This window comes from Pseudomonas sp. ML2-2023-6 (assembly GCF_037055265.1).
In the GTDB taxonomy this organism is placed as follows: domain Bacteria; phylum Pseudomonadota; class Gammaproteobacteria; order Pseudomonadales; family Pseudomonadaceae; genus Aquipseudomonas; species Aquipseudomonas kulmbachensis.
The window spans coordinates 654271-676761 of the sequence record NZ_CP146347.1 but is presented as its reverse complement, the minus strand read 5'-3'; the positions used below and the strand labels follow the sequence as shown (position 1 = coordinate 676761).

Genomic DNA, 22491 nt, shown 5'->3' with positions numbered 1-22491 from the left:
TTACAGGCGCATCGGCATAACAACGTAGGCCGAGTCATCATTGTCCGACTCTTGCACCAGGGCGCTGCTGTTGGAGTCCGACAGGATCAGACGCACTTGTTCAGTGGTCATCACGCCCAGCACGTCCAGCAGGTAGCTCACGTTGAAGCCGATTTCCAGCGAGCCGCCGTTGTAGTCAACGCCCACTTCTTCTTCCGCTTCTTCCTGCTCCGGGTTGTTGGCCTGGATTTTCAGCTGGCCATTGGCCAATTGCAGACGGATACCACGGTACTTCTCGTTGGACAGAATCGCGGTACGGCTGAACGCTTCACGCAGTGCCTGACGGTCACCGATTACGATTTTGTCACCGCCTTTAGGCAGCACACGCTCGTAGTCCGGGAATTTGCCGTCAACCAGTTTAGAGGTGAAGGTGAACTCGCCGGTGGTGGCACGGATGTGGTGTGCGCCCAGAACGATGCTCACTTCGCCGTCCGGCTCGGTCAGCAAGCGTGCCAGCTCGAGGATACCTTTACGCGGCACGATCACTTGGTGACGGTCTGGCTGGCCGATATCGGCTTTCATCGAGCACATGGCCAGACGGTGACCGTCGGTGGCCACTGCACGGATGATACCGGCGGACACTTCCAGCAGCATGCCGTTGAGGTAGTAACGAACGTCCTGCTGCGCCATGGCAAAGCTGGTGCGCTCAATCAGGCGGCGCAGTTTGCTTTGCTGCAAGTTGCAGGTCAGCGAACCTGGGCCTTCTTCAACAGTCGGGAAATCGTTGGCCGGCAAGGTCGACAGGGTAAAGCGGCTACGGCCAGCCTTGACCACCAGCTTGTTGTCATCGAGCTTGATGTCGATCAAAGCATCGTTAGGCAAGCTTTTGCAGATATCCATCAGCTTACGCGCAGGTACGGTGATTTCGCCTGGCTCGGCTGGTTCTTCAAGTTGAACGCGACCAACCAGCTCGACTTCAAGGTCGGTACCGGTCAGCGACAGTTGCTGGCCTTCGACAACCAACAGCACGTTGGACAATACCGGCAAGGTCTGGCGGCGTTCAACGACGCCTGCGACCAGTTGCAGGGGTTTCAACAGGGCTTCGCGTTGAATGGTGAAATGCATGGTCTAGTCCCTTGCCTTAATAAGCTGCGCTGGTGTCATCAGGTTGTCAGTGTTCGCAGCAGGTTCTTGTAGTCCTCGCGGATGTCCGCGTCGGATTCCTTGAGTTCGTTGATCTTGCGGCATGCGTGCAAGACCGTAGTGTGGTCACGACCGCCAAACACATCGCCGATTTCCGGCAAGCTGTGGTTGGTCAGTTCTTTGGACAGAGCCATCGCAACCTGACGTGGTCGCGCAACCGAGCGCGAGCGACGCTTGGACAGCAGGTCCGAAATCTTGATTTTGTAGTACTCGGCCACTGTGCGCTGAATGTTATCCACAGAGACGAGTTTATCTTGCAGCGCCAGCAAGTCCTTGAGGGACTCGCGGATCAGTTCAATGGTGATGTCGCGCCCCATGAAGTGCGAGTGAGCGATCACGCGCTTGAGCGCGCCTTCTAGCTCACGCACGTTGGAGCGAATGCGCTGGGCAATAAAGAACGCTGCATCGTGGGGCAGATCGACTTTAGCCTGATCGGCCTTCTTCATCAGGATCGCCACACGGGTTTCAAGCTCAGGCGGCTCGACGGCAACCGTCAAACCCCAGCCGAAGCGCGATTTAAGACGCTCTTCGAGCCCTTCGATTTCTTTCGGGTAACGGTCGCTGGTCAGAATCACTTGCTGACCGCCTTCAAGCAGGGCGTTGAAGGTGTGGAAGAACTCTTCCTGGGACCGCTCCTTGCGCGCAAAGAATTGAATGTCATCGATGAGCAAGGCGTCTACCGAACGGTAGAAGCGCTTGAACTCGTTGATGGCGTTGAGCTGCAAGGCTTTAACCATGTCAGCTACAAAACGCTCGGAATGCAGGTACACGACCTTGGCATTCGGGTTCTTCTTCAGCAGGTGGTTACCCACCGCATGCATCAAGTGAGTCTTACCCAAACCAACGCCGCCATAAAGGAAGAGCGGGTTGTAACCGTGCTTGGGGTTATCCGCCACCTGCCACGCCGCAGCGCGAGCCAGTTGGTTGGATTTACCCTCAACGAAGTTTTCAAAGGTAAAGGTGCGGTTCAGGTAGCTGGTGTGCTTGAGCGCACCTTCAACCTGAACGGTGCGCTGTTCGGCGCGCACGGGAGCTTGTTGCGAGCTGGCGCCAGCCATTGGATCGAAGCTGGCACGCGAAGGCTCTTCGCTCGCCTGAGCCGCCTGTTTAGGGGCCGGGGCGGGAGCAGAGGCTTGGCTGGTCGATGAACTCGCTGGTGCCGGGGCTTGTTGAGAAGCCGCTGCGGCCAGAGGCGCATTGGGGGCAGCACGAGGCGCCGAGCTGCGTTTGCTGCCTATTAACAAGGACAACGCTGGCGCCATGCCATTGCTGTGCTCGTTCAACAGTTCAAGCAAACGGCTCAGATACTTTTCGTTAACCCAGTCGAGAACAAAGCGGTTGGGTGCATACACGCGCAACTCGTCGCCTTCGGCTTCGACCTGTAGTGGACGGATCCAGGTGTTGAATTGCTGGGCAGGCAGCTCTTCGCGCAAAAGCTCTACGCACTGCTGCCAAAGTTCCACTGACACGGATATCCCCTAAGTTGAAAGCCGGTGAGGCAAAAACAGGCGCCATTGTAGCGGCCGCGGGCCCACTTATCCACATGTAGGTGACCTGCATATAAGGAGACAACAGGCTTTTTGCTGTGAACAAAGCGACAAATGGTATGTGCATAAGGTCTGTGGATAAGCGGGCCTAAGCTCGTTGCACAAGTGGGGTCGAAACTCTGTGCATAAGTCGCCTGTGGATAAAAGCCCCTTTCATGCACAGCTTATCCGCGGGTGCAGCACAGGCAGAGCACGGTTTTTGGACAACCTTTCGGATCGCTGATAGCCTTTAACCATATGGGCTGTAGCAAGTTATCCACAGATAGTGGCTCCTCTAAGAGTAGTTACATCTTTAAAAGAGCTTTAAATACTTCGTTTTTTTATTTCTATAGTTGGCAGGCGAAAGGCTTGTGCAAAACGACAAACATCTATTTACCGGTAAACGCTGGTTGGAAATTGACCTATTGGCTTGCATTCTCTAGAATCGCCGGTCTCTTAAAACGGGGGCCATTCCGGCCCGTTGTGGACGAACCAGGTAGCACGACATGAAACGTACTTTCCAACCAAGCACTATCAAACGCGCCCGCACTCACGGTTTCCGTGCTCGCATGGCAACCAAAAACGGCCGTGCAGTCCTGTCGCGTCGCCGCGCCAAAGGCCGTGCACGTCTGGCAGTTTGATAATCAGACAATGGTGGTGAGTCAGGACTTCAGTCGGGAAAAGCGGTTACTCACTCCCCGACACTTCAAGGCAGTCTTTGACTCCCCCACCGGCAAGGTTCCGGGGAAAAATCTCCTGCTCCTTGCGCGCAGCAACGATCTTGATCACCCCCGCTTGGGGTTAGTAATCGGGAAAAAGAGCGTAAAGCTCTCCGTTCAGCGCAATCGCCTTAAGCGTTTGATGCGTGAATCGTTTCGTCTCCACCAGGATTTACTGGTTGGTTGGGATATCGTTATCGTCGCGCGCAAAGGTTTGGGTGACGTAGAGAACCCCGAATTGATTCAGCATTTCGGCAAACTCTGGAAGCGTCTGGCCCGTAACACGCCAGTTCCAGTGGTTAAAACCGAAACTGTAGGGGTAGGCAGTCCTGATGCGTAAACTGGCGCTCGTTCCGATCCAGTTTTATCGCTATGCCATTAGTCCTTTGATGGCCAGCCACTGCCGTTTCTACCCCAGTTGTTCCTGCTACGCGTTGGAAGCCATCGAAAATCATGGCCTTCTGCGCGGCGGCTGGCTGACCTTTCGTCGTTTAGGTCGCTGTCACCCGTGGAATCCCGGTGGTTACGACCCGGTTCCGCCTATCCCTACCTCCCGTTCTTCTTGATGGCCGAGTAATCATGGATATTAAACGCACGATCCTGATCGTCGCTCTAGCAGTCGTGTCCTACGTTATGGTTCTGAAATGGAACCAGGACTATGGCCAAGCTGCCCTGCCGACTCAGAATGTTGCCGCCAGCACCACCGCGCCGGCTTTGCCCGATACGGTTTCAGGTAACAACGCTTCGAACAGTGCCGATGTACCCAGCGCCAATACCGATACCAGCAAACCGACTGAAACTCCGGTGGCTGCTAGCAAAGACCTCATCCACGTAAAAACGGATGTTCTGGACATCGCGATTGATCCACAAGGTGGTGATATTGCCCAGCTGCGTCTGCCGCTTTATCCACGTCGCCAGGATCACCCGGACGTTCCTTTCCAGTTGTTCGATAACGGCAACGAACGTACCTATCTGGCACAAAGTGGCCTGACAGGCGTTGACGGTCCGGACGCTCGTGCGTCAGGTCGCCCTGTTTTCAACACTGAAAAGAAGACCTATGAACTGGCCCCAGGCCAGGATCAGTTGGTTGTTGATCTGAAATTCAGCGAAAACGGCATCAATTACATCAAGCGTTTCACGCTCAAGCGTGGTTTGTACGATGTACAAGTCAGCTATTTGATTGATAACGAGAGCAGCAAGCCGTGGAACGGCAACCTGTTCGCGCAATTGAAGCGTGACGCCAGCTCCGATCCTTCTTCCAGCACTGCCACCGGCACTGCGACTTACCTGGGCGCTGCCCTGTGGACAAGTTCAGAGCCGTACAAAAAAGTGTCGATGAAAGATATCGACAAGGCTCAGCTGAAAGAAACCGTACAAGGCGGCTGGGTTGCCTGGTTGCAGCACTACTTTGTGACCGCGTGGATCCCTCAGAAAGGCGATAGCAACGTCGTTCAGACCCGCAAAGACAGCCAAGGCAACTACATCATCGGTTTCACTGGCCCAACGTTGACCGTTGAGCCGGGCAAAACTGCTGAAACCAGCGCTACGTTGTACGCAGGTCCGAAGAGCCAGGGTGTACTCAAAGAGTTATCCCCAGGCCTGGAACTGACCGTCGACTACGGCATTCTGTGGTTTATCGCTCAGCCTATTTTCTGGTTGCTGCAACATATCCACAGCCTGGTAGGTAACTGGGGTTGGTCGATTATTTTCCTGACCATGCTGATCAAAGGGATCTTCTTCCCTCTGTCGGCCGCCAGCTACAAGTCGATGGCTCGCATGCGCGCCGTGGCACCAAAACTGGCTGCTCTGAAAGAGCAGTTCGGTGATGACCGCCAGAAAATGTCGCAAGCAATGATGGAGCTGTACAAGAAAGAGAAGATCAATCCACTGGGTGGCTGCTTGCCAATCCTGGTGCAGATGCCGGTCTTCCTGTCCTTGTACTGGGTACTTCTAGAAAGTGTTGAAATGCGCCAGGCGCCGTTCATGCTCTGGATTACCGACCTGTCGATCAAAGACCCGTTCTTCATTCTGCCGATCATCATGGGCGCAACCATGTTCATCCAGCAGCGTCTGAACCCGACTCCGCCGGATCCGATGCAGGCCAAGGTGATGAAGCTGATGCCTATCATCTTCACCTTCTTCTTCCTGTGGTTCCCAGCTGGTCTGGTGCTGTACTGGGTTGTGAACAACTGCCTGTCCATCGCTCAACAGTGGTACATCACCCGTAAAGTTGAAGCTGCTACCAAAAAAGCAGCCGAGTAACCTACTCTGGTGAGCACCACTCAAAACGCCCCCTAGTGGGGCGTTTTGCTATCCGTCACTTTTGTTTTGAGGCCTGTTTATGAGTGTTCCGGCTGAGACCATTGCCGCAGTAGCGACCGCCCAGGGCCGAGGTGGTGTGGGGATCGTACGTATTTCCGGCCCGCTCGCCAGTGTTGCGGCGCAAGCATTCAGCGAACGCGAGCTGAAACCGCGTTATGCCCATTACGGCCCTTTTTACGGTGAAAACCGTGAAATGCTGGATGAAGGCATCGCGCTGTATTTCCCCGGCCCCAACTCCTTTACCGGCGAAGACGTACTGGAACTGCAAGGCCACGGCGGTCCGATCGTTCTGGATATGCTGCTGCAGCGCTGCATCCAACTGGGTTGCCGTCTGGCTCGTCCGGGCGAATTCAGCGAGCGCGCATTTTTAAATGACAAGCTCGACCTGGCCCAGGCCGAGGCGATTGCCGACCTGATCGAGGCAAGTTCTGCACAGGCTGCGCGTAACGCATTGCGTTCCTTGCAGGGAGCTTTCTCACAACGTGTGCATAACTTGACCGAGCAATTGATCGGTTTGCGCATCTATGTCGAAGCGGCGATTGATTTCCCGGAAGAAGAAATCGACTTTTTGGCCGATGGCCATGTGCTTGGCATGCTGGACAAGGTTCGCGAAGAGTTATCCACCGTTCAGCGCGAAGCCGGGCAAGGTGCCTTGCTGCGTGATGGCATGAACGTGGTCATTGCCGGTCGACCCAATGCTGGCAAATCGAGCTTGCTCAATGCCCTGGCCGGACGTGAAGCGGCCATCGTGACCGAGATTGCCGGTACTACCCGTGACGTATTGCGTGAACATATCCACATCGATGGCATGCCGTTGCATGTGGTCGACACAGCAGGGTTGCGCGATACCGACGATCATGTGGAAAAAATTGGCGTGCAGCGGGCACTCAAGGCCATTGGCGAAGCCGATCGGGTGTTGTTGGTAGTTGATGCCACTGCACCGGAAGCGGATGACCCGTTTGCCCTGTGGCCGGAGTTTCTTGAACAGCGCCCTGATCCGGCGAAAGTGACCCTGATCCGCAACAAGGCAGACCTCAGCGGCGAGAACATTGCCCTGGAGGTCAGCGAAGATGGCCATGTCACGATCAGCCTGAGCGCCAAATCAACGGATGGCCTGGACTTGCTGCGTGAACACCTCAAGGCCTGCATGGGCTATGAGCAGACCTCTGAAAGCAGCTTCAGCGCGCGCCGTCGCCATCTGGAGGCGTTGCAGCAAGCAAGCAAAGCACTTGAGCACGGCAGGGCGCAACTGACCCTGGCGGGCGCAGGCGAGTTGCTGGCTGAGGATCTGCGCCAAGCGCAGCATTCACTGGGTGAGATTACCGGGGCATTCAGCTCTGATGATTTGCTGGGGCGGATTTTCTCGAGCTTCTGTATCGGTAAGTAAACTCGTAGCAGCTGGCTGCGTTCGGCGACGTAGTCGTCGTAAATCCTGAGTGCCAGTTTTAACTGGCACACCGCAGTGTCTGATTTTGCGACGGCTTCGCCGCCGAACGCAGCCTCGTTCCTTCGTCAGCTGCTACAGTTATCCACATTCCCAACGAGGTATTAGTCCAATGCGCAATTGATGCCGCCGCGATGCTTGCGGCCAGTTCTCGATTCCCCTGCAACAGGGGGTAGATCTGTGCATCTCTGGAGTGCGTATGACTCACGTTACCTATGTAACGCTGGAAGGCGTTTCTTATCATCTGCCCGATGGCAGTTTCCTGTTTTCAGACCTTGATCTGCATCTCGACCATCGCCGTACCGGCCTGGTAGGGCGTAATGGTGTGGGCAAAAGTGTATTGGCACGTCTGATCGCTGGGGATATCTTTCCCTCCACAGGCCGCTGCACGCGCAATGGCTCTGTGTATTACCTGGCCCAGCAAATCAGCCCCGATCCCGCACATACCGTGGCACACCTAGCCGGTGTGCAGTCCATCATTAGCGCTCTTGAGCGAATAGAGCAGGGCAGCACTGAGCAAGCAGACTTTGATTGCGTCGGCGAACGCTGGGGTATTCGTCAGCAATTGTTCGACCAGTTGAGCCAGAACAACCTCACCCACCTGACGCCCTCGACCCCCACTTCAGTCCTCAGCGGCGGCGAAGCCATGCGTGTGGCCCTGATGGGTGCCTTCTTGTCTCAAGCCGACCTGTTGATACTGGATGAACCCACCAATCATCTGGATAACCAGCACCGTCTTGCCCTCCATGAGCAGTTGCAGCAGTGGCCCAACGGCTTGCTTGTAATCAGCCATGATCGCGACTTGTTGGAGCACATGGAGCGCATCGTTGAGTTGTCATCCCTGGGGCTCACCCGTTATGGCGGTGGTTTTTCGTTTTATACACAGGCCAAAGCCGAGCAACAACAAGCGGCGCAACAACAACTGGCATCGGTCAGGCTGGAGCGAAAGCGTCAGGAACAGGCCCTGCGTGAGCAAAAAGAGCGTCTTGAGCGCAGCCAATCCCGTGGCCGCAAACAGGCCAGTGATGCCAATCAGGCCAAAATTTTACTGGGCCGACAAAAGGAACGTAGCCAGGCCAGCAGTGGCAAATTGCGGGTACAACAGGATGCAGCACGCGAACAATTGTCTGCTCAAGTCCGCCAGGCAGCGAGTCAGGTAGAAGAGCAGCAGGCCATCTTTGTTTATCCGCCTCAAGCTTGCCAAAGCGCGCCGGTGCAAATCGCTGAATTAATTGATGCCCGTCTGCCACTCGGGACTGAGCAGTTGCGCTCCATCAATCTCACGCTAACGCGTGGCCAGCGTATTGCCTTGGTGGGACCAAACGGCTGCGGCAAGTCAACCTTGCTCAAGGTACTGGCTGGGCAACTATCGGTTGTTTCAGGTCAGGCCCGGACCTTCGTAACTGCCGCTTATCTCGACCAGCACCTGGGAGTGTTAAAGCCTGAGCAATCCGTTCTTGAGCAATTGCAGTCCCTCAATCGACAGCTCAATGAAGGTGAATTGCGCACCCGGCTGGCGCAATTGGGCCTGAATGCAGAACAAGCCAATCAGCCATGCAACCGACTCAGTGGGGGTGAACGCCTGAAAGCCGCCATGGCTTGCGTGTTCTATGCCGCGTCCCCTCCACAGTTGTTATTACTCGATGAACCAGCCAATCACCTGGATCTGCCTTCAGTTCAGGCGCTGGAAAGCATGCTCAAACAGTACCCCGGTACTTTGGTTGTTACCTCACACGACGAGGTGTTTTTGGCCGCTGTTGGAATTACCCACAGGCTCCAGGCATCACCCACAGGCTGGCTGTATACCCCCCTCTAAGGGTACTGGCGCGTGCCGTTTATCACTTTTATCACTGACCGATCGTCCGACCGCGTGAAGAATTGACCCTTCATGCGGTTTTCGGCTGCCTGTTTATTGGCTAAAAACCGCGTAAACAGCAGAATAAGCCCTGTGCATAACTGGCCTTCAGGTCAGTGGGTAAGTAGGCCTGAAAACTGAAGATAACCACCCCTGTGGATAAGCACCTGTTTTACCCACAGGCTTAAAGCACTTATCCAAGCCTCTTATTGGCACATGAACACAGACTTTTGAATCTCTGTACAGTACGTAGAATATAGCCTTTAGCAATCTATCCACAGAAAGGTGCCTCAGTAGAAATAAACATAAAAACAAAGCTTTATAAATTTCTTCTCTATTTATTTATCTATCTTGCCCTTATCCACAGCTGGTTAAATTTTGTGCAAAGGGTTCTTTAAGAAGGGCGAAGTCCCTATACTTCGCGGTCTATCCAAAAAACCCCTAGTAACAGGCACGAGGTGCGTGGTGAATTTCCCTTCCCGTTTTGCAGTGATCGTCATCGGCGGCGGTCACGCCGGAACCGAGGCTGCACTTGCTTCAGCACGCATGGGCGTAAAAACCCTGCTGTTGACCCACAACGTGGAAACCCTCGGGCAAATGAGCTGCAATCCTGCGATTGGCGGGATTGGTAAAAGCCATCTGGTTAAAGAAATCGACGCCCTTGGCGGCGCGATGGCGATGGCTACCGATAAAGGCGGTATCCAGTTCCGTGTACTCAACGGCCGCAAAGGCCCGGCAGTGCGCGCAACCCGCGCACAGGCCGACCGCATCCTGTACAAGGCGGCGATACGCGAAATTCTGGAAAACCAGCCCAACCTGTGGATATTTCAACAGGCTGCTGATGACCTGATCGTTGAACAGGACCAAGTCCGCGGCGTAGTGACCCAAATGGGCCTGCGCTTCATGGCTGATGCAGTAGTTTTGACCACTGGCACCTTCCTCGGCGGACTTATCCACATCGGAATGCAGAACTACTCGGGCGGCCGAGCCGGTGATCCACCTTCGATTGCCCTGGCACATCGCCTGCGTGAACTGCCTCTGCGAGTTGGTCGCCTGAAAACCGGTACACCACCGCGTATCGATGGCCGCTCTGTAGATTTCTCGGTGATGACCGAGCAACCAGGCGATACCCCGATTCCAGTGATGTCGTTCATGGGCAACAAAGAACAGCACCCGGCCCAGGTCAGTTGCTGGATTACCCATACCAACGCCCGCACCCACGAAATCATTGCGTCCAACCTTGATCGTTCACCGATGTATTCGGGTGTGATCGAAGGTATTGGCCCACGTTACTGCCCGTCGATCGAAGACAAGATCCATCGCTTTGCCGACAAGGAAAGCCACCAGGTCTTTATCGAACCGGAAGGTTTGACGACCCATGAGTTGTACCCGAACGGGATTTCCACCTCCTTGCCGTTCGATGTACAGATCCAGATCGTGCAATCGATTCGCGGTATGGAAAACGCCCATATCGTGCGTCCTGGCTATGCCATCGAGTACGACTACTTCGATCCGCGTGACTTGAAATACAGCCTCGAAACCAAAGTTATCGGCGGTTTGTTCTTTGCAGGGCAAATTAACGGCACTACCGGTTACGAAGAAGCCGGCGCCCAGGGTTTGCTGGCTGGCGCCAACGCTGCATTGCTCGCACAGGGCAAGGAAAGCTGGTGCCCGCGTCGCGATGAGGCGTACATCGGGGTATTGGTCGATGACCTGATTACCTTGGGTACTCAAGAACCGTACCGGATGTTCACCTCCCGCGCCGAATACCGCTTGATCCTGCGCGAAGACAACGCTGACATGCGTTTGACCGAAAAAGGCCGCGAATTGGGCCTGGTCGACGACGCCCGTTGGGCGGCGTTCTGCACCAAGCGCGAAAGCATTGCGCAGGAAGAACAACGACTCAAAAGTACCTGGGTTCGCCCGGGGACTGAGCAAGGCGATGCGATTGCTGCCAAGTTCGGCACGCCTCTGACCCATGAATACAATTTGCTGAATCTGCTGACCCGTCCAGAAATCGACTACGTCGGTCTGATTGAAGTGACCGGGCAGGGCGCCGAAGATCCGTTGGTCGCCGAACAGGTTGAGATCAAAACCAAGTACGCCGGTTATATCGATCGTCAGCAAGACGAAATTGCCCGTTTGCGCGCCAGTGAAAACACCAAACTACCTGTGGATATCGATTACACGACCATCTCCGGTCTGTCGAAAGAGATCCAGAGCAAGCTGGGCGCCACCCGTCCCGAGACCCTGGGCCAGGCTTCGCGCATTCCCGGCGTGACTCCGGCGGCGATTTCCCTGTTGATGATTCACCTGAAAAAGCGCGGCGCTGGCCGCACGTTGGAGCAAAACGCTTGAGTTCGCTGGTTACCGCACAACACGCCGAAGAGTTATCCACAGGTGCACGCCAACTGGGTGTTGCACTGACCGAAAACCAGCATCAGCTATTGCTGGGTTATCTGGCCCTGTTGATCAAATGGAACAAGGCCTACAACCTCACGGCTGTGCGTAACCCGGACGAAATGGTGTCGCGCCATTTGCTCGACAGTCTGAGCGTAATGCCCTTCATCGAAAACGGCCGTTGGCTGGATGTGGGTAGCGGTGGCGGGATGCCAGGCATCCCTCTGGCGATCCTGTTTCCCGAGTCGCAAGTGACCTGTCTGGACAGCAACGGCAAGAAAACCCGTTTTCTGACCCAGGTGAAACTCGAACTCAAGCTGGATAACTTGCAAGTTATCCACAGCCGCGTTGAAGAGTTTCAGCCTGAGCTGCCATTCAATGGAATTGTTTCCAGGGCTTTCAGCAGCATGGAGAACTTCAGCAACTGGACACGTCACCTTGGCAACAGCGAAACACGCTGGCTGGCAATGAAGGGCGTTCATCCGGCTGATGAGCTGGTAGCATTGCCGTCTGATTTTCGTCTAGATAGCGAACACGCCTTGACCGTTCCAGGTTGCCAAGGCCAACGCCATCTGCTGATACTGCGCCGCACGGCATGATTGGGAACGCAAGCAAGAATGGCTAAGGTATTCGCAATAGCGAACCAAAAGGGTGGTGTGGGTAAAACCACCACCTGTATCAACCTCGCAGCATCGCTGGTCGCGACCAAGCGCCGCGTGCTGCTGATCGACCTTGATCCACAAGGCAACGCCACCATGGGTAGCGGTGTGGATAAACACGGTCTCGAGAATTCGGTCTACGACCTGTTGATCGGCGAATGCGACCTGGCTCAGGCCATGCACGTCTCCGAACACGGTGGTTACCAGCTTCTGCCCGCTAACCGCGACCTGACGGCAGCCGAAGTGGTGCTGCTCGAAATGCAGATGAAAGAAAGCCGTCTGCGCACAGCTCTGGCGCCGGTTCGCGAGAGCTACGATTACATTTTGATCGATTGCCCGCCGTCTCTGTCGATGCTGACCCTGAACGCTCTGGTTGCTGCCGATGGGGTGATTATCCCCATGCAGTGCGAGTACTTCGCGCTCGAAGGTTTGAGCGACCTTGTGGATAACATCAAGCGTATCGCTGAGCTGCTGAATCCGAACCTGAAGATCGAAGGCCTGCTGCGGACCATGTATGACCCGCGCCTGAGCCTGATGAACGATGTCTCGGCGCAGCTCAAGGAACACTTCGGCGAGCAGCTCTACGACACGGTTATTCCGCGCAACATTCGTCTGGCCGAGGCTCCAAGCTACGGCATGCCTGCATTGGCCTATGACAAGAATTCCCGTGGCGCGATTGCTTACCTTGCCCTGGCGGGCGAGCTGGTTCGTCGTCAACGTCGTTCTACCCGCACGCCTCAGCCAACTTAAGGAAATCCCATGGCCGTCAAGAAACGAGGTCTCGGACGCGGACTGGATGCACTCCTGAGTGGTCCAACAGTCAGCTCGCTGGAAGAGCAAGCGGTCAAGGTTGATCAAAGCGAACTGCAACACTTGCCTCTGGACTTGATCCAGCGCGGCAAGTATCAGCCTCGTCGCGATATGGATCCGCAGGCGCTTGAAGAGCTGGCAAGCTCGATCAGGTCTCAAGGCGTGATGCAACCGATCGTGGTTCGCCCGATTGAAGGCAACCGCTTTGAGATCATTGCCGGTGAGCGCCGCTGGCGCGCCAGCCAACAGGCAGGCAAGGACACCATCCCGGCGATGGTCAAAGACGTACCGGATGAAACCGCCATCGCGATGGCGCTGATCGAGAACATCCAGCGCGAAGACCTCAACCCGATTGAAGAAGCCGTCGCCTTGCAGCGCTTGCAGCAAGAGTTCCAGCTGACTCAGCAACAGGTCGCCGACGCTGTGGGTAAGTCCCGAGTGTCTGTGGCTAACTTGTTGCGATTGATTGCATTGCCGGAAGTGATCAAGACCATGCTGTCCCACGGGGACCTGGAAATGGGTCATGCGCGGGCATTGCTCGGTTTGCCTGAAAATCAACAGGTTGAAGGGGCGCGACACGTTGTCGCACGCGGTCTGACAGTGCGTCAGACCGAAGCCCTGGTTCGCCAGTGGCTGAGCGGCAAACAAGAGCCTGCTGAACCGGTTAAACCCGATCCGGACATTACCCGGCTCGAACAGCGCCTGGCTGAGCGCCTAGGCTCTGCGGTGCAGATCCGCCACGGAAAGAAGGGAAAAGGCCAGTTAGTGATTGGTTACAATTCTCTGGATGAGCTTCAGGGAGTGCTTGCTCACATCCGCTGAAACAATTCCCCATGTAGCGCGCAGTCGGAAATCACTACCTGACAGTTGAATAGGGGCTTAAGCGCCCCTATACTCTGCGCGCATTTTGTCGGCACAAATTATGCCAAGTTTTCAGTTTTTGGTAGCCGACCTTTGAGGAGCAGTTGTGATGGAAACCCGCACGCCAAACCGCTTGCCGTTCCATCGCTTGGCGGTTTTTCCGGTTTTACTGGCTCAATTTGTCGTTTTATTGCTGGCTGCTTTGGGGCTCTGGCAATGGCATGGAGTCGTCGCCGGATATTCAGGACTCTGCGGAGGCCTGATAGCTTTGCTACCCAATGTGTATTTTGCTCACAGGGCTTTTCGGTTTTCCGGCGCCCGAGCAGCGCAAGCCATCGTCCGGTCGTTTTACGCCGGTGAGGCGGGCAAGTTAATTTTGACGGCAGTGCTGTTCGCGCTGACGTTTGCAGGTGTGAAGCCATTGGCGCCGTTAGCAGTATTCGGCGTCTTCGTGTTGACCCAACTGGTCAGCTGGTTCGCTCCCCTGCTAATGAGAACAACACTTTCGAGACCTTAGGGCGTTTGAGGCAACCATGGCAGAAACAACCGCTTCGGGCTATATCCAGCACCACTTACAGAACCTGACCTTTGGGCAGCTACCTGATGGCGGCTGGGGCTTTGCTCACACCGTTGCAGAAGCTAAAGCAATGGGTTTTTGGGCATTCCACGTCGATACCCTCGGCTGGTCGCTTTTTGTTGGTCTGATCTTCATCCTCGTATTCCGCATGGCGGCCAAGAAGGCAACTTCCGGGCAACCAGGCGCACTGCAGAACTTCGTAGAAGTACTGGTGGAATTCGTTGATGGCAGCGTAAAAGACAGTTTCCACGGTCGCAGTGCAGTTATTGCACCGCTGGCGCTGACCATTTTCGTCTGGGTGTTCCTGATGAACGCCATCGACCTGGTTCCGGTTGACTGGATTCCTCAGTTGGCGATCCTGATCACTGGCGATGAGCACTTCCCATTCCGTGCCGTACCGACGACTGATCCAAACGCGACCATGGGCATGGCCCTGTCGGTATTCGCGTTGATCATCTTCTACAGCATCAAAATCAAGGGCATCGGCGGCTTTATCGGCGAACTGACCCTGCACCCGTTCGGCAGCAAGAACATTTTTGTTCAGGCGCTGCTGATTCCGGTGAACTTCCTGCTCGAATTCGTGACGTTGATTGCCAAGCCTATTTCGTTGGCTCTGCGTCTGTTCGGCAACATGTACGCTGGCGAACTGGTGTTTATCCTGATCGCCGTAATGTTCGGCAGCGGCCTGCTTTGGCTTAGCGGTCTGGGCGTGGTGCTGCAATGGGCGTGGGCTGTATTCCACATCCTGATCATCACCTTGCAAGCGTTCATCTTCATGATGTTGACCATCGTCTACCTGTCGATGGCACACGAAGATAACCACTAAGATCCGCTTCGGCGAGTCTTGTGCTCCTCTCGCCTTCGGGTGAGAGGGCGTCGCAAAATGATTTTGTTTTACCGCTTTAATCTAAAAACCTAAACCATACGACGTAAAAGTCGGGAGGAAAGATGGAAACTGTAGTTGGTCTAACCGCTATCGCTGTTGCACTGTTGATCGGCCTGGGCGCACTGGGTACCGCAATTGGTTTCGGCCTGTTGGGTGGCAAGTTCCTGGAAGGCGCAGCGCGTCAACCAGAAATGGTCCCAATGCTGCAAGTTAAAATGTTCATCGTTGCCGGTCTGCTCGACGCCGTAACCATGATCGGTGTTGGTATCGCACTGTTCTTCACCTTCGCGAACCCCTTCGTTGGTCAACTCGCTGGCTAATCACTCGAATTTTCGAGTTGATTAGAGTGATGGACAACGAACGAGCGAGGTGTTGGCGTGAACATTAATGCAACCCTGATTGGCCAGTCCGTTGCGTTCTTCATTTTTGTACTGTTTTGCATGAAGTTCGTGTGGCCTCCGGTCATCGCGGCATTGCAAGAACGTCAGAAGAAGATTGCGGCTGGATTGGACGCTGCTAACCGAGCAGCTCGCGACCTGGAGTTGGCCCAAGATAAAGCGGGTCAACAACTGCGCGAAGCTAAGGCTCAAGCAGCTGAAATCATTGAGCAAGCCAAGAAGCGCGGTACTCAGATCGTAGACGAAGCCCGTGAACAGGCTCGCGTTGAAGCTGACCGTGTGAAGGCTCAGGCTCAGGCCGAGATCGAACAGGAAATCAACAGTGTTAAAGACGCGCTGCGCACCCAATTGGGTAGCTTGGCCGTTGAAGGCGCTGAAAAAATCCTGGGCGCCACAATCGATCAAAACGCGCACGCGGAGCTGGTTAACAAACTGGCTGCTGAAATTTAAGCGAGGGCGATCATGGCAGAATTGACCACGTTGGCCCGACCTTACGCTAAGGCAGCCTTCGAGCACGCCCAGGCCCACCAGCAACTGGCCTCTTGGTCAGCCATGCTCGGCCTGGCTGCAGCAGTGTCGCAAGACGACACTATGCAGCGCGTGCTCAAGGCCCCGCGACTGACGAGCGCAGAAAAGGCCGCCACGTTTATTGACGTGTGCGGCGACAAGTTCGATGTAAAAGTACAGAACTTCATCCACGTCGTTGCCGAAAACGACCGTCTCCCGCTTTTGCCGGAGATTGCCGCTCTGTTTGACCTGTACAAGGCCGAACAAGAGAAGTCGGTAGACGTAGAAGTGACCAGTGCTTTTGCATTGAACCAAGAACAGCAAGACAAACTCGCCAAGGTTCTCAGTGCACGACTCAACCGGGAAGTGCGCCTGCAAGTTGCGGAGGATGCCAGCCTTATAGGTGGTGTCATCATCCGCGCCGGCGACCTGGTTATCGATGGCTCGGTTCGCGGAAAACTCGCAAGCCTTGCCGAAGCATTGAAATCTTGAGTTTGAAGGGGCAGCAGAGCAATGCAGCAACTCAATCCTTCCGAAATAAGTGAAATTATCAAGGGCCGCATCGAAAAACTCGATGTGACCTCCCAAGCCCGTAACGAAGGCACCATCGTCAGCGTATCTGACGGTATTGTGCGGATTCACGGTCTGGCCGACGTAATGTACGGCGAGATGATCGAGTTTCCGGGCAGCGTCTTCGGTATGGCTCTCAACCTTGAGCAAGACTCTGTAGGTGCCGTAGTACTGGGCTCGTACACGACTCTGGCTGAAGGCATGAGCGCCAAGTGCACTGGCCGCATCCTGGAAGTTCCGGTTGGTAAGGAACTGCTGGGTCGCGTTGTCGACGCACTGGGTAACCCAGTTGACGGCAAAGGTCCGCTGAACAACACCGAGACTGATGCAGTCGAGAAAGTTGCTCCAGGCGTGATCTGGCGTAAGTCGGTAGACCAGCCTGTACAGACTGGCTACAAGGCTGTCGATGCCATGATTCCTGTCGGCCGTGGCCAGCGTGAGCTGATCATCGGTGACCGTCAGATCGGTAAAACCGCTCTGGCGATCGACGCGATCATCAACCAGAAGAACAGCGGCATTTTCTGTGTATACGTAGCGATCGGTCAGAAGCAATCGACTATCGCCAACGTGGTTCGCAAGCTGGAAGAAAACGGCGCGTTGGCTAACACCATCGTCGTTGCTGCCAGTGCTTCCGAATCCGCAGCGCTGCAGTTCCTGGCACCGTACTCCGGTTGCACCATGGGCGAATACTTCCGCGACCGCGGTGAAGACGCGCTGATCGTTTATGACGATCTGTCCAAGCAAGCAGTGGCTTACCGCCAGATTTCCCTGCTGCTGCGCCGTCCACCAGGCCGTGAAGCTTACCCAGGCGACGTGTTCTATCTCCACTCCCGTCTGCTGGAGCGCGCATCCCGCGTTTCCGAAGAGTACGTAGAGAAGTTCACCAACGGCGCAGTGACCGGCAAAACCGGTTCCCTGACCGCACTGCCGATCATCGAAACTCAAGCTGGCGACGTTTCCGCGTTCGTTCCGACCAACGTGATTTCCATCACTGACGGTCAGATCTTCCTGGAATCGGCCATGTTCAACTCCGGGATCCGTCCTGCAGTGAACGCCGGTGTTTCGGTATCCCGTGTGGGTGGTGCCGCTCAGACCAAGATCATCAAGAAGCTGTCCGGTGGTATCCGTACCGCTCTGGCTCAGTACCGTGAACTGGCAGCATTTGCCCAGTTCGCCTCTGACCTGGACGAAGCGACCCGTAAGCAACTTGAGCATGGTCAGCGCGTTACCGAGCTGATGAAGCAGAAGCAATACGCACCAATGTCGATCGCTGACATGGCGCTGTCGCTGTATGCCGCTGAGCGTGGGTTCCTGACTGACGTCGAAATCACCAAGGTCGGTAGCTTTGAACAAGCGCTGATTGCTTACTTCAACCGCGATCACGCCGAACTTATGGCGAAGATCAACGTTAAAGGTGACTTCAATGACGAAATCGACGCTGGCATCAAAGCCGGTATCGAGAAGTTCAAGGCCACCCAAACCTGGTAAGCCGCAGCGGGAGTCGCAAGGCTCCCGCTTGCTAACCTGATAGGTGTTACATGGCAGGCGCAAAAGAGATTCGCAGTAAGATTGCGAGCATCAAAAGCACGCAAAAGATTACCAGCGCCATGGAAAAAGTGGCGGTCAGCAAAATGCGCAAGGCACAAATGCGCATGGCTGCTAGCCGTCCTTATGCGGAGCGTATCCGCCAGGTTATTGGGCATTTGGCTAACGCCAACCCGGAATACCGCCACCCGTTCATGATCGACCGCGAAGTTAAGCGTGTGGGTTATGTGGTTGTGAGCAGTGACCGTGGTTTGTGCGGTGGTTTGAATACCAACCTGTTCAAGGCTTTGGTCAAGGACATGGCGGTAAACCGTGAAAACGGCGTCGAGATTGATCTGTGCGTGGTCGGCAGCAAAGGTGCGGCATTTTTCCGCAACTTCGGCGGTAACGTCGTCGCAGCTATCAGCCATCTGGGTGAAGAACCGTCGATCAATGATTTGATCGGCAGCGTTAAGGTGATGCTGGATGCTTACCTGGAAGGCCGTATTGACCGCCTGTCCGTGGTATCCAACAAGTTCATCAACACCATGACGCAACAGCCTACTGTGGAACAGTTGATTCCACTGGTGGCGACCCCGGATCAAAAACTCAAGCACCACTGGGACTATCTCTACGAACCGGATGCCAAAGAGCTGCTAGACGGCTTGATGGTGCGCTACGTGGAGTCGCAGGTGTACCAGGCGGTGGTCGAGAACAGTGCAGCTGAACAAGCTGCGCGGATGATCGCAATGAAGAACGCCACTGATAACGCCGGTGATTTGATCAGCGATTTGCAGCTGATCTACAACAAGGCGCGTCAGGCTGCGATCACCCAAGAGATCTCGGAAATCGTCGGCGGCGCTGCCGCGGTTTAACGGTTCAAATATTCAGAGGATCCAGCTATGAGTAGCGGACGTATCGTTCAAATCATCGGCGCCGTGATCGACGTGGAATTTCCACGCGAAAACGTACCGAGCATCTACAACGCGCTGAAAGTACAAAGCGCGGCCGGGACCACTCTGGAAGTTCAGCAGCAGCTGGGCGACGGCGTGGTTCGTACCATTGCGATGGGTTCCACCGAGGGCTTGAAGCGCGGTCTGGAAGTCACCGACACTGGCGCAGCCATCTCCGTTCCAGTCGGTAAAGCGACTCTGGGCCGGATCATGGACGTTCTGGGCAACCCGATCGACGAAGCTGGTCCGATTGAAACCGAAGAGCGCTGGGGCATTCACCGTCCTGCACCGACCTTCGCTGAACAAGCGGGCGGCAACGACCTTCTGGAAACTGGCATCAAGGTTATCGACCTGATCTGCCCGTTTGCAAAAGGCGGTAAGGTTGGTCTGTTCGGTGGTGCCGGTGTAGGCAAAACCGTAAACATGATGGAACTGATCCGTAACATCGCCATGGAACACAGCGGTTACTCTGTGTTTGCTGGTGTGGGCGAGCGTACCCGTGAGGGTAACGACTTCTACCACGAGATGAAGGATTCGAGCGTACTGGACAAAGTGGCACTGGTTTACGGTCAGATGAACGAGCCGCCGGGTAACCGTCTGCGCGTAGCACTGACTGGCCTGACCATGGCCGAGAAGTTCCGTGACGAAGGTAACGACGTACTGTTGTTCGTTGACAACATCTACCGTTACACCTTGGCCGGTACTGAAGTATCCGCACTGCTGGGCCGTATGCCTTCGGCAGTAGGTTACCAGCCGACTCTGGCTGAAGAGATGGGTACTCTGCAAGAGCGCATCACTTCGACCAAGAACGGTTCGATCACTTCGATCCAAGCGGTATACGTACCTGCGGATGACTTGACTGACCCGTCGCCTGCGACCACCTTCGCCCACTTGGACGCTACCGTTGTACTGTCCCGTGACATCGCCTCCCTGGGTATCTACCCAGCGGTTGATCCACTGGACTCGACTTCGCGCCAGCTGGACCCGATGGTAATCGGCCAGGAACACTACGACACCGCTCGCGGCGTTCAGTACGTGTTGCAGCGTTACAAAGAACTGAAGGATATCATTGCGATCCTGGGTATGGACGAGCTGTCGGAAGTCGACAAGCAGTTGGTATCCCGCGCTCGTAAGATCCAGCGTTTCTTGTCTCAGCCGTTCTTCGTGGCTGAAGTCTTCACTGGCGCTTCGGGTAAATACGTTTCCCTGAAAGACACCATTGCTGGCTTCAAAGGCATCCTCAACGGTGACTACGACCACCTGCCAGAACAAGCGTTCTACATGGTCGGCGGCATCGAAGAAGCGATCGAGAAAGCCAAGAAACTGTAATTCCGGCGCCCGGCAACGGGCGCTAATCAGGTTGAGGCAATCAGATGGCTAATATGATGACAGTCCATTGCGATATCGTCAGTGCGGAAGGAGAAATCTTTTCCGGTCAGGTCGAGATGGTGATTGCGCACGGCAGCCTGGGTGATCTTGGTATCGCTCTGGGTCACGCTCCGCTGATCACTGAACTCAAGCCGGGCCCGATCCGCCTGATCAAGCTGGGCGGGGAAGCCGAGGTGTTTTACATCTCCGGTGGTTACCTCGAGGTTCAGCCGAACATGGTCAAGGTTCTTGCCGACACCGTGCAACGTGCTGCCGACCTGGATGAAGCCTCCGCTCAAGCCGCCGTTAAGGCAGCCGAGAAGGCCCTGAACGAAAGAGGCGCAGAATTCGATTATGGATCTGCTGCTGCACGTCTGGCCGAGGCCGCAGCTCAGCTGCGCACCGTCCAGCAAATCCGCAAGAAGTTTGGCGGTTAAGCCTCCTGCTTCATTGTGTGATTGATTAAAAAGGGTAGCCTCGGCTACCCTTTTTCTTTTTCCGCATACTTTTTGGTCGCAACCGCTGACCACCCAGGATTGGTAGCCAGTCATGTCTCTCGATATCGTTATTCTCGCAGCAGGTCAGGGCACCCGCATGCGTTCAGCCTTGCCCAAGGTTCTCCATCCTGTGGCAGGCAACTCCATGCTGGGCCATGTTATCCACAGCGCTCGCCAGCTCAAACCGACCGGTATTCACGTGGTTATCGGCCACGGTGCCGAACTGGTCCGTGAACGTTTGGCAGCTGATGATTTGAATTTTGTGCTGCAAGACAAGCAACTGGGTACAGGCCATGCCGTGGCCCAGGCGCTGCCATTTTTGACGGCACAAAACGTGTTGATCCTGTACGGCGATGTACCGTTGATCGAAGTCGAGACTTTGCAGCGTTTGCTCAAACAAGTGGGCCCCGAGCAATTGGGCTTGCTGACCGTCAACCTGGCTGACCCTACCGGTTATGGCCGGATTGTGCGTGACGCGGCTGGCAAGGTTTGCGCCATCGTCGAGCACAAGGACGCAACCGAAGCCGAACGTGCCATAACTGAAGGCAATACCGGGATTTTGGCGTTGCCCACCCAGCGTCTGGCGGACTGGATGAGCCGGCTGTCGAACAACAACGCTCAGGGCGAGTATTACCTGACCGACGTGATCGCGATGGCGGTAAACGATGGTTTGGTGGTGGCCACCGAACATGCCCTCGACCCGATGGAAGTGCAGGGCGCCAACGACCGCAAGCAGCTCAGCGAGCTTGAGCGTCATTACCAACTGCGTGAAGGCCGCCGCCTGATGGCATTGGGTGTAACCCTGCGTGACCCGGCCCGTTTTGATGTCCGTGGCGAAGTCACGGTAGGCCGTGATGTGCTGATCGATATCAACGTGATCCTTGAAGGCCGCGTGATCATTGAAGATGACGTAGTGATTGGCCCTAACTGTGTGATCAAGGACAGCACTTTGCGCAAAGGCGTGGTGATCAAGGCCAACAGCCATATCGACGGTGCCGTGATGGGTGAGAACAGCGATGCTGGCCCTTTCGCTCGTTTGCGCCCGGGTAGCGTGCTGGATGCCCGCGCCCATGTGGGTAACTTTGTCGAATTGAAAAACGCCCATCTGGGTGAAGACGCCAAGTGTGGTCACCTGACTTACCTGGGTGATGCTGAAGTTGGTCCTCGTACCAACATTGGCGCAGGTACCATCACCTGCAACTACGATGGCGCCAATAAGTGGAAGACCGTGCTGGGAGCTGATGTGTTCATCGGTTCGAACAACTCGCTGGTAGCGCCTGTGGATATCTCCAACGGTGCAACCACCGCGGCCGGTTCAACCATCAATCAGGATGTAGCTCCCGAGCAACTGGCCGTTGGCCGTGCACGGCAGCGCAATATTGATGGCTGGAAACGTCCGGTAAAACAGCCAAAGCCTTGATTTGAAGTTATCC

General features: G+C 55.4%; 22 protein-coding genes. 20 read left to right on the top strand and 2 right to left on the bottom strand.

All coding sequences use genetic code 11. The annotated features are described in order from the left end of the window. Both dnaN and dnaA read right to left on the bottom strand, forming a co-directional pair. Window positions 1-1104, bottom strand: coding sequence for a DNA polymerase III subunit beta (gene dnaN / locus V6L79_RS03010; protein WP_048362216.1), 1104 nt, complete (start codon window positions 1102-1104; stop codon window positions 1-3). A gap of 38 nt (window positions 1105-1142) precedes the next feature. Then, window positions 1143-2651 (bottom strand): chromosomal replication initiator protein DnaA, encoded by a 1509-nt coding sequence (dnaA, locus tag V6L79_RS03005; protein ID WP_261740331.1) that lies wholly within the window; start codon window positions 2649-2651, stop codon window positions 1143-1145. A 563-nt stretch (window positions 2652-3214) separates the two neighbouring features. Here dnaA and rpmH point away from each other — a divergent pair. The 20 genes from rpmH (at window position 3215) to glmU (ending at window position 22478) form a co-directional block, all read left to right on the top strand. Beyond that, window positions 3215-3349: a 50S ribosomal protein L34 gene (gene rpmH / locus V6L79_RS03000; protein WP_003213577.1), complete on the top strand. Its 135-nt coding sequence runs from the start codon at window positions 3215-3217 to the stop codon at window positions 3347-3349. Between the two features lie 16 nt (window positions 3350-3365). After that, window positions 3366-3767, top strand: coding sequence for a ribonuclease P protein component (rnpA, locus tag V6L79_RS02995; protein ID WP_261742522.1), 402 nt, complete (start codon window positions 3366-3368; stop codon window positions 3765-3767). After that, window positions 3760-3993 carry a membrane protein insertion efficiency factor YidD gene (gene yidD / locus V6L79_RS02990; RefSeq protein ID WP_019828647.1) on the top strand — a complete coding sequence of 78 codons (234 nt, stop codon included), beginning with the start codon at window positions 3760-3762 and terminating at the stop codon, window positions 3991-3993. The genes rnpA and yidD overlap by 8 nt, the downstream gene beginning before the upstream one ends. A gap of 13 nt (window positions 3994-4006) precedes the next feature. Beyond that, on the top strand, window positions 4007-5689 hold the full coding sequence (gene yidC, locus V6L79_RS02985) for a membrane protein insertase YidC (protein WP_261740330.1): 1683 nt from the start codon (window positions 4007-4009) through the stop codon (window positions 5687-5689). A 79-nt stretch (window positions 5690-5768) separates the two neighbouring features. Beyond that, on the top strand, window positions 5769-7136 hold the full coding sequence (gene mnmE, locus V6L79_RS02980) for a tRNA uridine-5-carboxymethylaminomethyl(34) synthesis GTPase MnmE (RefSeq protein ID WP_338579791.1): 1368 nt from the start codon (window positions 5769-5771) through the stop codon (window positions 7134-7136). Window positions 7137-7392: 256 nt separating this feature from the next. Then, window positions 7393-9009 (top strand): ABC-F family ATP-binding cassette domain-containing protein, encoded by a 1617-nt coding sequence (locus V6L79_RS02975; protein ID WP_338579790.1) that lies wholly within the window; start codon window positions 7393-7395, stop codon window positions 9007-9009. 504 nt (window positions 9010-9513) lie between these two features. After that, on the top strand, window positions 9514-11406 hold the full coding sequence (gene mnmG, locus V6L79_RS02970; RefSeq protein ID WP_261740327.1) for a tRNA uridine-5-carboxymethylaminomethyl(34) synthesis enzyme MnmG: 1893 nt from the start codon (window positions 9514-9516) through the stop codon (window positions 11404-11406). Then, entirely contained in the window at window positions 11403-12047 is a 645-nt protein-coding gene (gene rsmG / locus V6L79_RS02965; protein ID WP_261740326.1) for a 16S rRNA (guanine(527)-N(7))-methyltransferase RsmG, read from the top strand. Before mnmG ends, rsmG begins: the two co-directional genes overlap by 4 nt. An 18-nt stretch (window positions 12048-12065) precedes the next feature. Next, window positions 12066-12857: a ParA family protein gene (locus V6L79_RS02960; protein WP_016782871.1), complete on the top strand. Its 792-nt coding sequence runs from the start codon at window positions 12066-12068 to the stop codon at window positions 12855-12857. 9 nt (window positions 12858-12866) lie between these two features. Then, complete coding sequence (locus V6L79_RS02955) at window positions 12867-13739, top strand: ParB/RepB/Spo0J family partition protein (RefSeq protein WP_261740325.1); 873 nt, start codon at window positions 12867-12869, stop codon at window positions 13737-13739. A gap of 148 nt (window positions 13740-13887) precedes the next feature. Continuing rightward, window positions 13888-14295 carry a F0F1 ATP synthase subunit I gene (locus tag V6L79_RS02950; RefSeq protein WP_003437994.1) on the top strand — a complete coding sequence of 136 codons (408 nt, stop codon included), beginning with the start codon at window positions 13888-13890 and terminating at the stop codon, window positions 14293-14295. 16 nt (window positions 14296-14311) lie between these two features. Then, window positions 14312-15181 carry a F0F1 ATP synthase subunit A gene (atpB, locus tag V6L79_RS02945; protein WP_095036260.1) on the top strand — a complete coding sequence of 290 codons (870 nt, stop codon included), beginning with the start codon at window positions 14312-14314 and terminating at the stop codon, window positions 15179-15181. 122 nt (window positions 15182-15303) lie between these two features. Further along, window positions 15304-15561 carry a F0F1 ATP synthase subunit C gene (gene atpE / locus V6L79_RS02940; protein WP_002555987.1) on the top strand — a complete coding sequence of 86 codons (258 nt, stop codon included), beginning with the start codon at window positions 15304-15306 and terminating at the stop codon, window positions 15559-15561. Between the two features lie 57 nt (window positions 15562-15618). Continuing rightward, on the top strand, window positions 15619-16089 hold the full coding sequence (locus V6L79_RS02935) for a F0F1 ATP synthase subunit B (RefSeq protein ID WP_003437998.1): 471 nt from the start codon (window positions 15619-15621) through the stop codon (window positions 16087-16089). Between the two features lie 12 nt (window positions 16090-16101). After that, window positions 16102-16638, top strand: coding sequence for a F0F1 ATP synthase subunit delta (locus tag V6L79_RS02930; RefSeq protein ID WP_261740322.1), 537 nt, complete (start codon window positions 16102-16104; stop codon window positions 16636-16638). Window positions 16639-16659: 21 nt separating this feature from the next. Continuing rightward, a complete protein-coding gene (gene atpA, locus V6L79_RS02925; protein WP_048362224.1) occupies window positions 16660-18204 on the top strand; it encodes a F0F1 ATP synthase subunit alpha in 1545 nt (514 codons plus the stop codon). A gap of 50 nt (window positions 18205-18254) precedes the next feature. After that, the gene (gene atpG, locus V6L79_RS02920) at window positions 18255-19115 is read left to right on the top strand and encodes a F0F1 ATP synthase subunit gamma (protein WP_019828666.1); all 861 of its coding nucleotides are present in this window, start codon (window positions 18255-18257) and stop codon (window positions 19113-19115) included. A 27-nt stretch (window positions 19116-19142) separates the two neighbouring features. Next, window positions 19143-20522, top strand: a complete 1380-nt coding sequence (gene atpD / locus V6L79_RS02915; protein WP_048362226.1) for a F0F1 ATP synthase subunit beta — start codon at window positions 19143-19145, stop codon at window positions 20520-20522. A 56-nt stretch (window positions 20523-20578) separates the two neighbouring features. Then, window positions 20579-20998 carry a F0F1 ATP synthase subunit epsilon gene (locus V6L79_RS02910; RefSeq protein WP_261742521.1) on the top strand — a complete coding sequence of 140 codons (420 nt, stop codon included), beginning with the start codon at window positions 20579-20581 and terminating at the stop codon, window positions 20996-20998. A 112-nt stretch (window positions 20999-21110) separates the two neighbouring features. After that, window positions 21111-22478: a bifunctional UDP-N-acetylglucosamine diphosphorylase/glucosamine-1-phosphate N-acetyltransferase GlmU gene (gene glmU / locus V6L79_RS02905; RefSeq protein WP_261740321.1), complete on the top strand. Its 1368-nt coding sequence runs from the start codon at window positions 21111-21113 to the stop codon at window positions 22476-22478. Window positions 22479-22491: the final 13 nt, after the last annotated feature.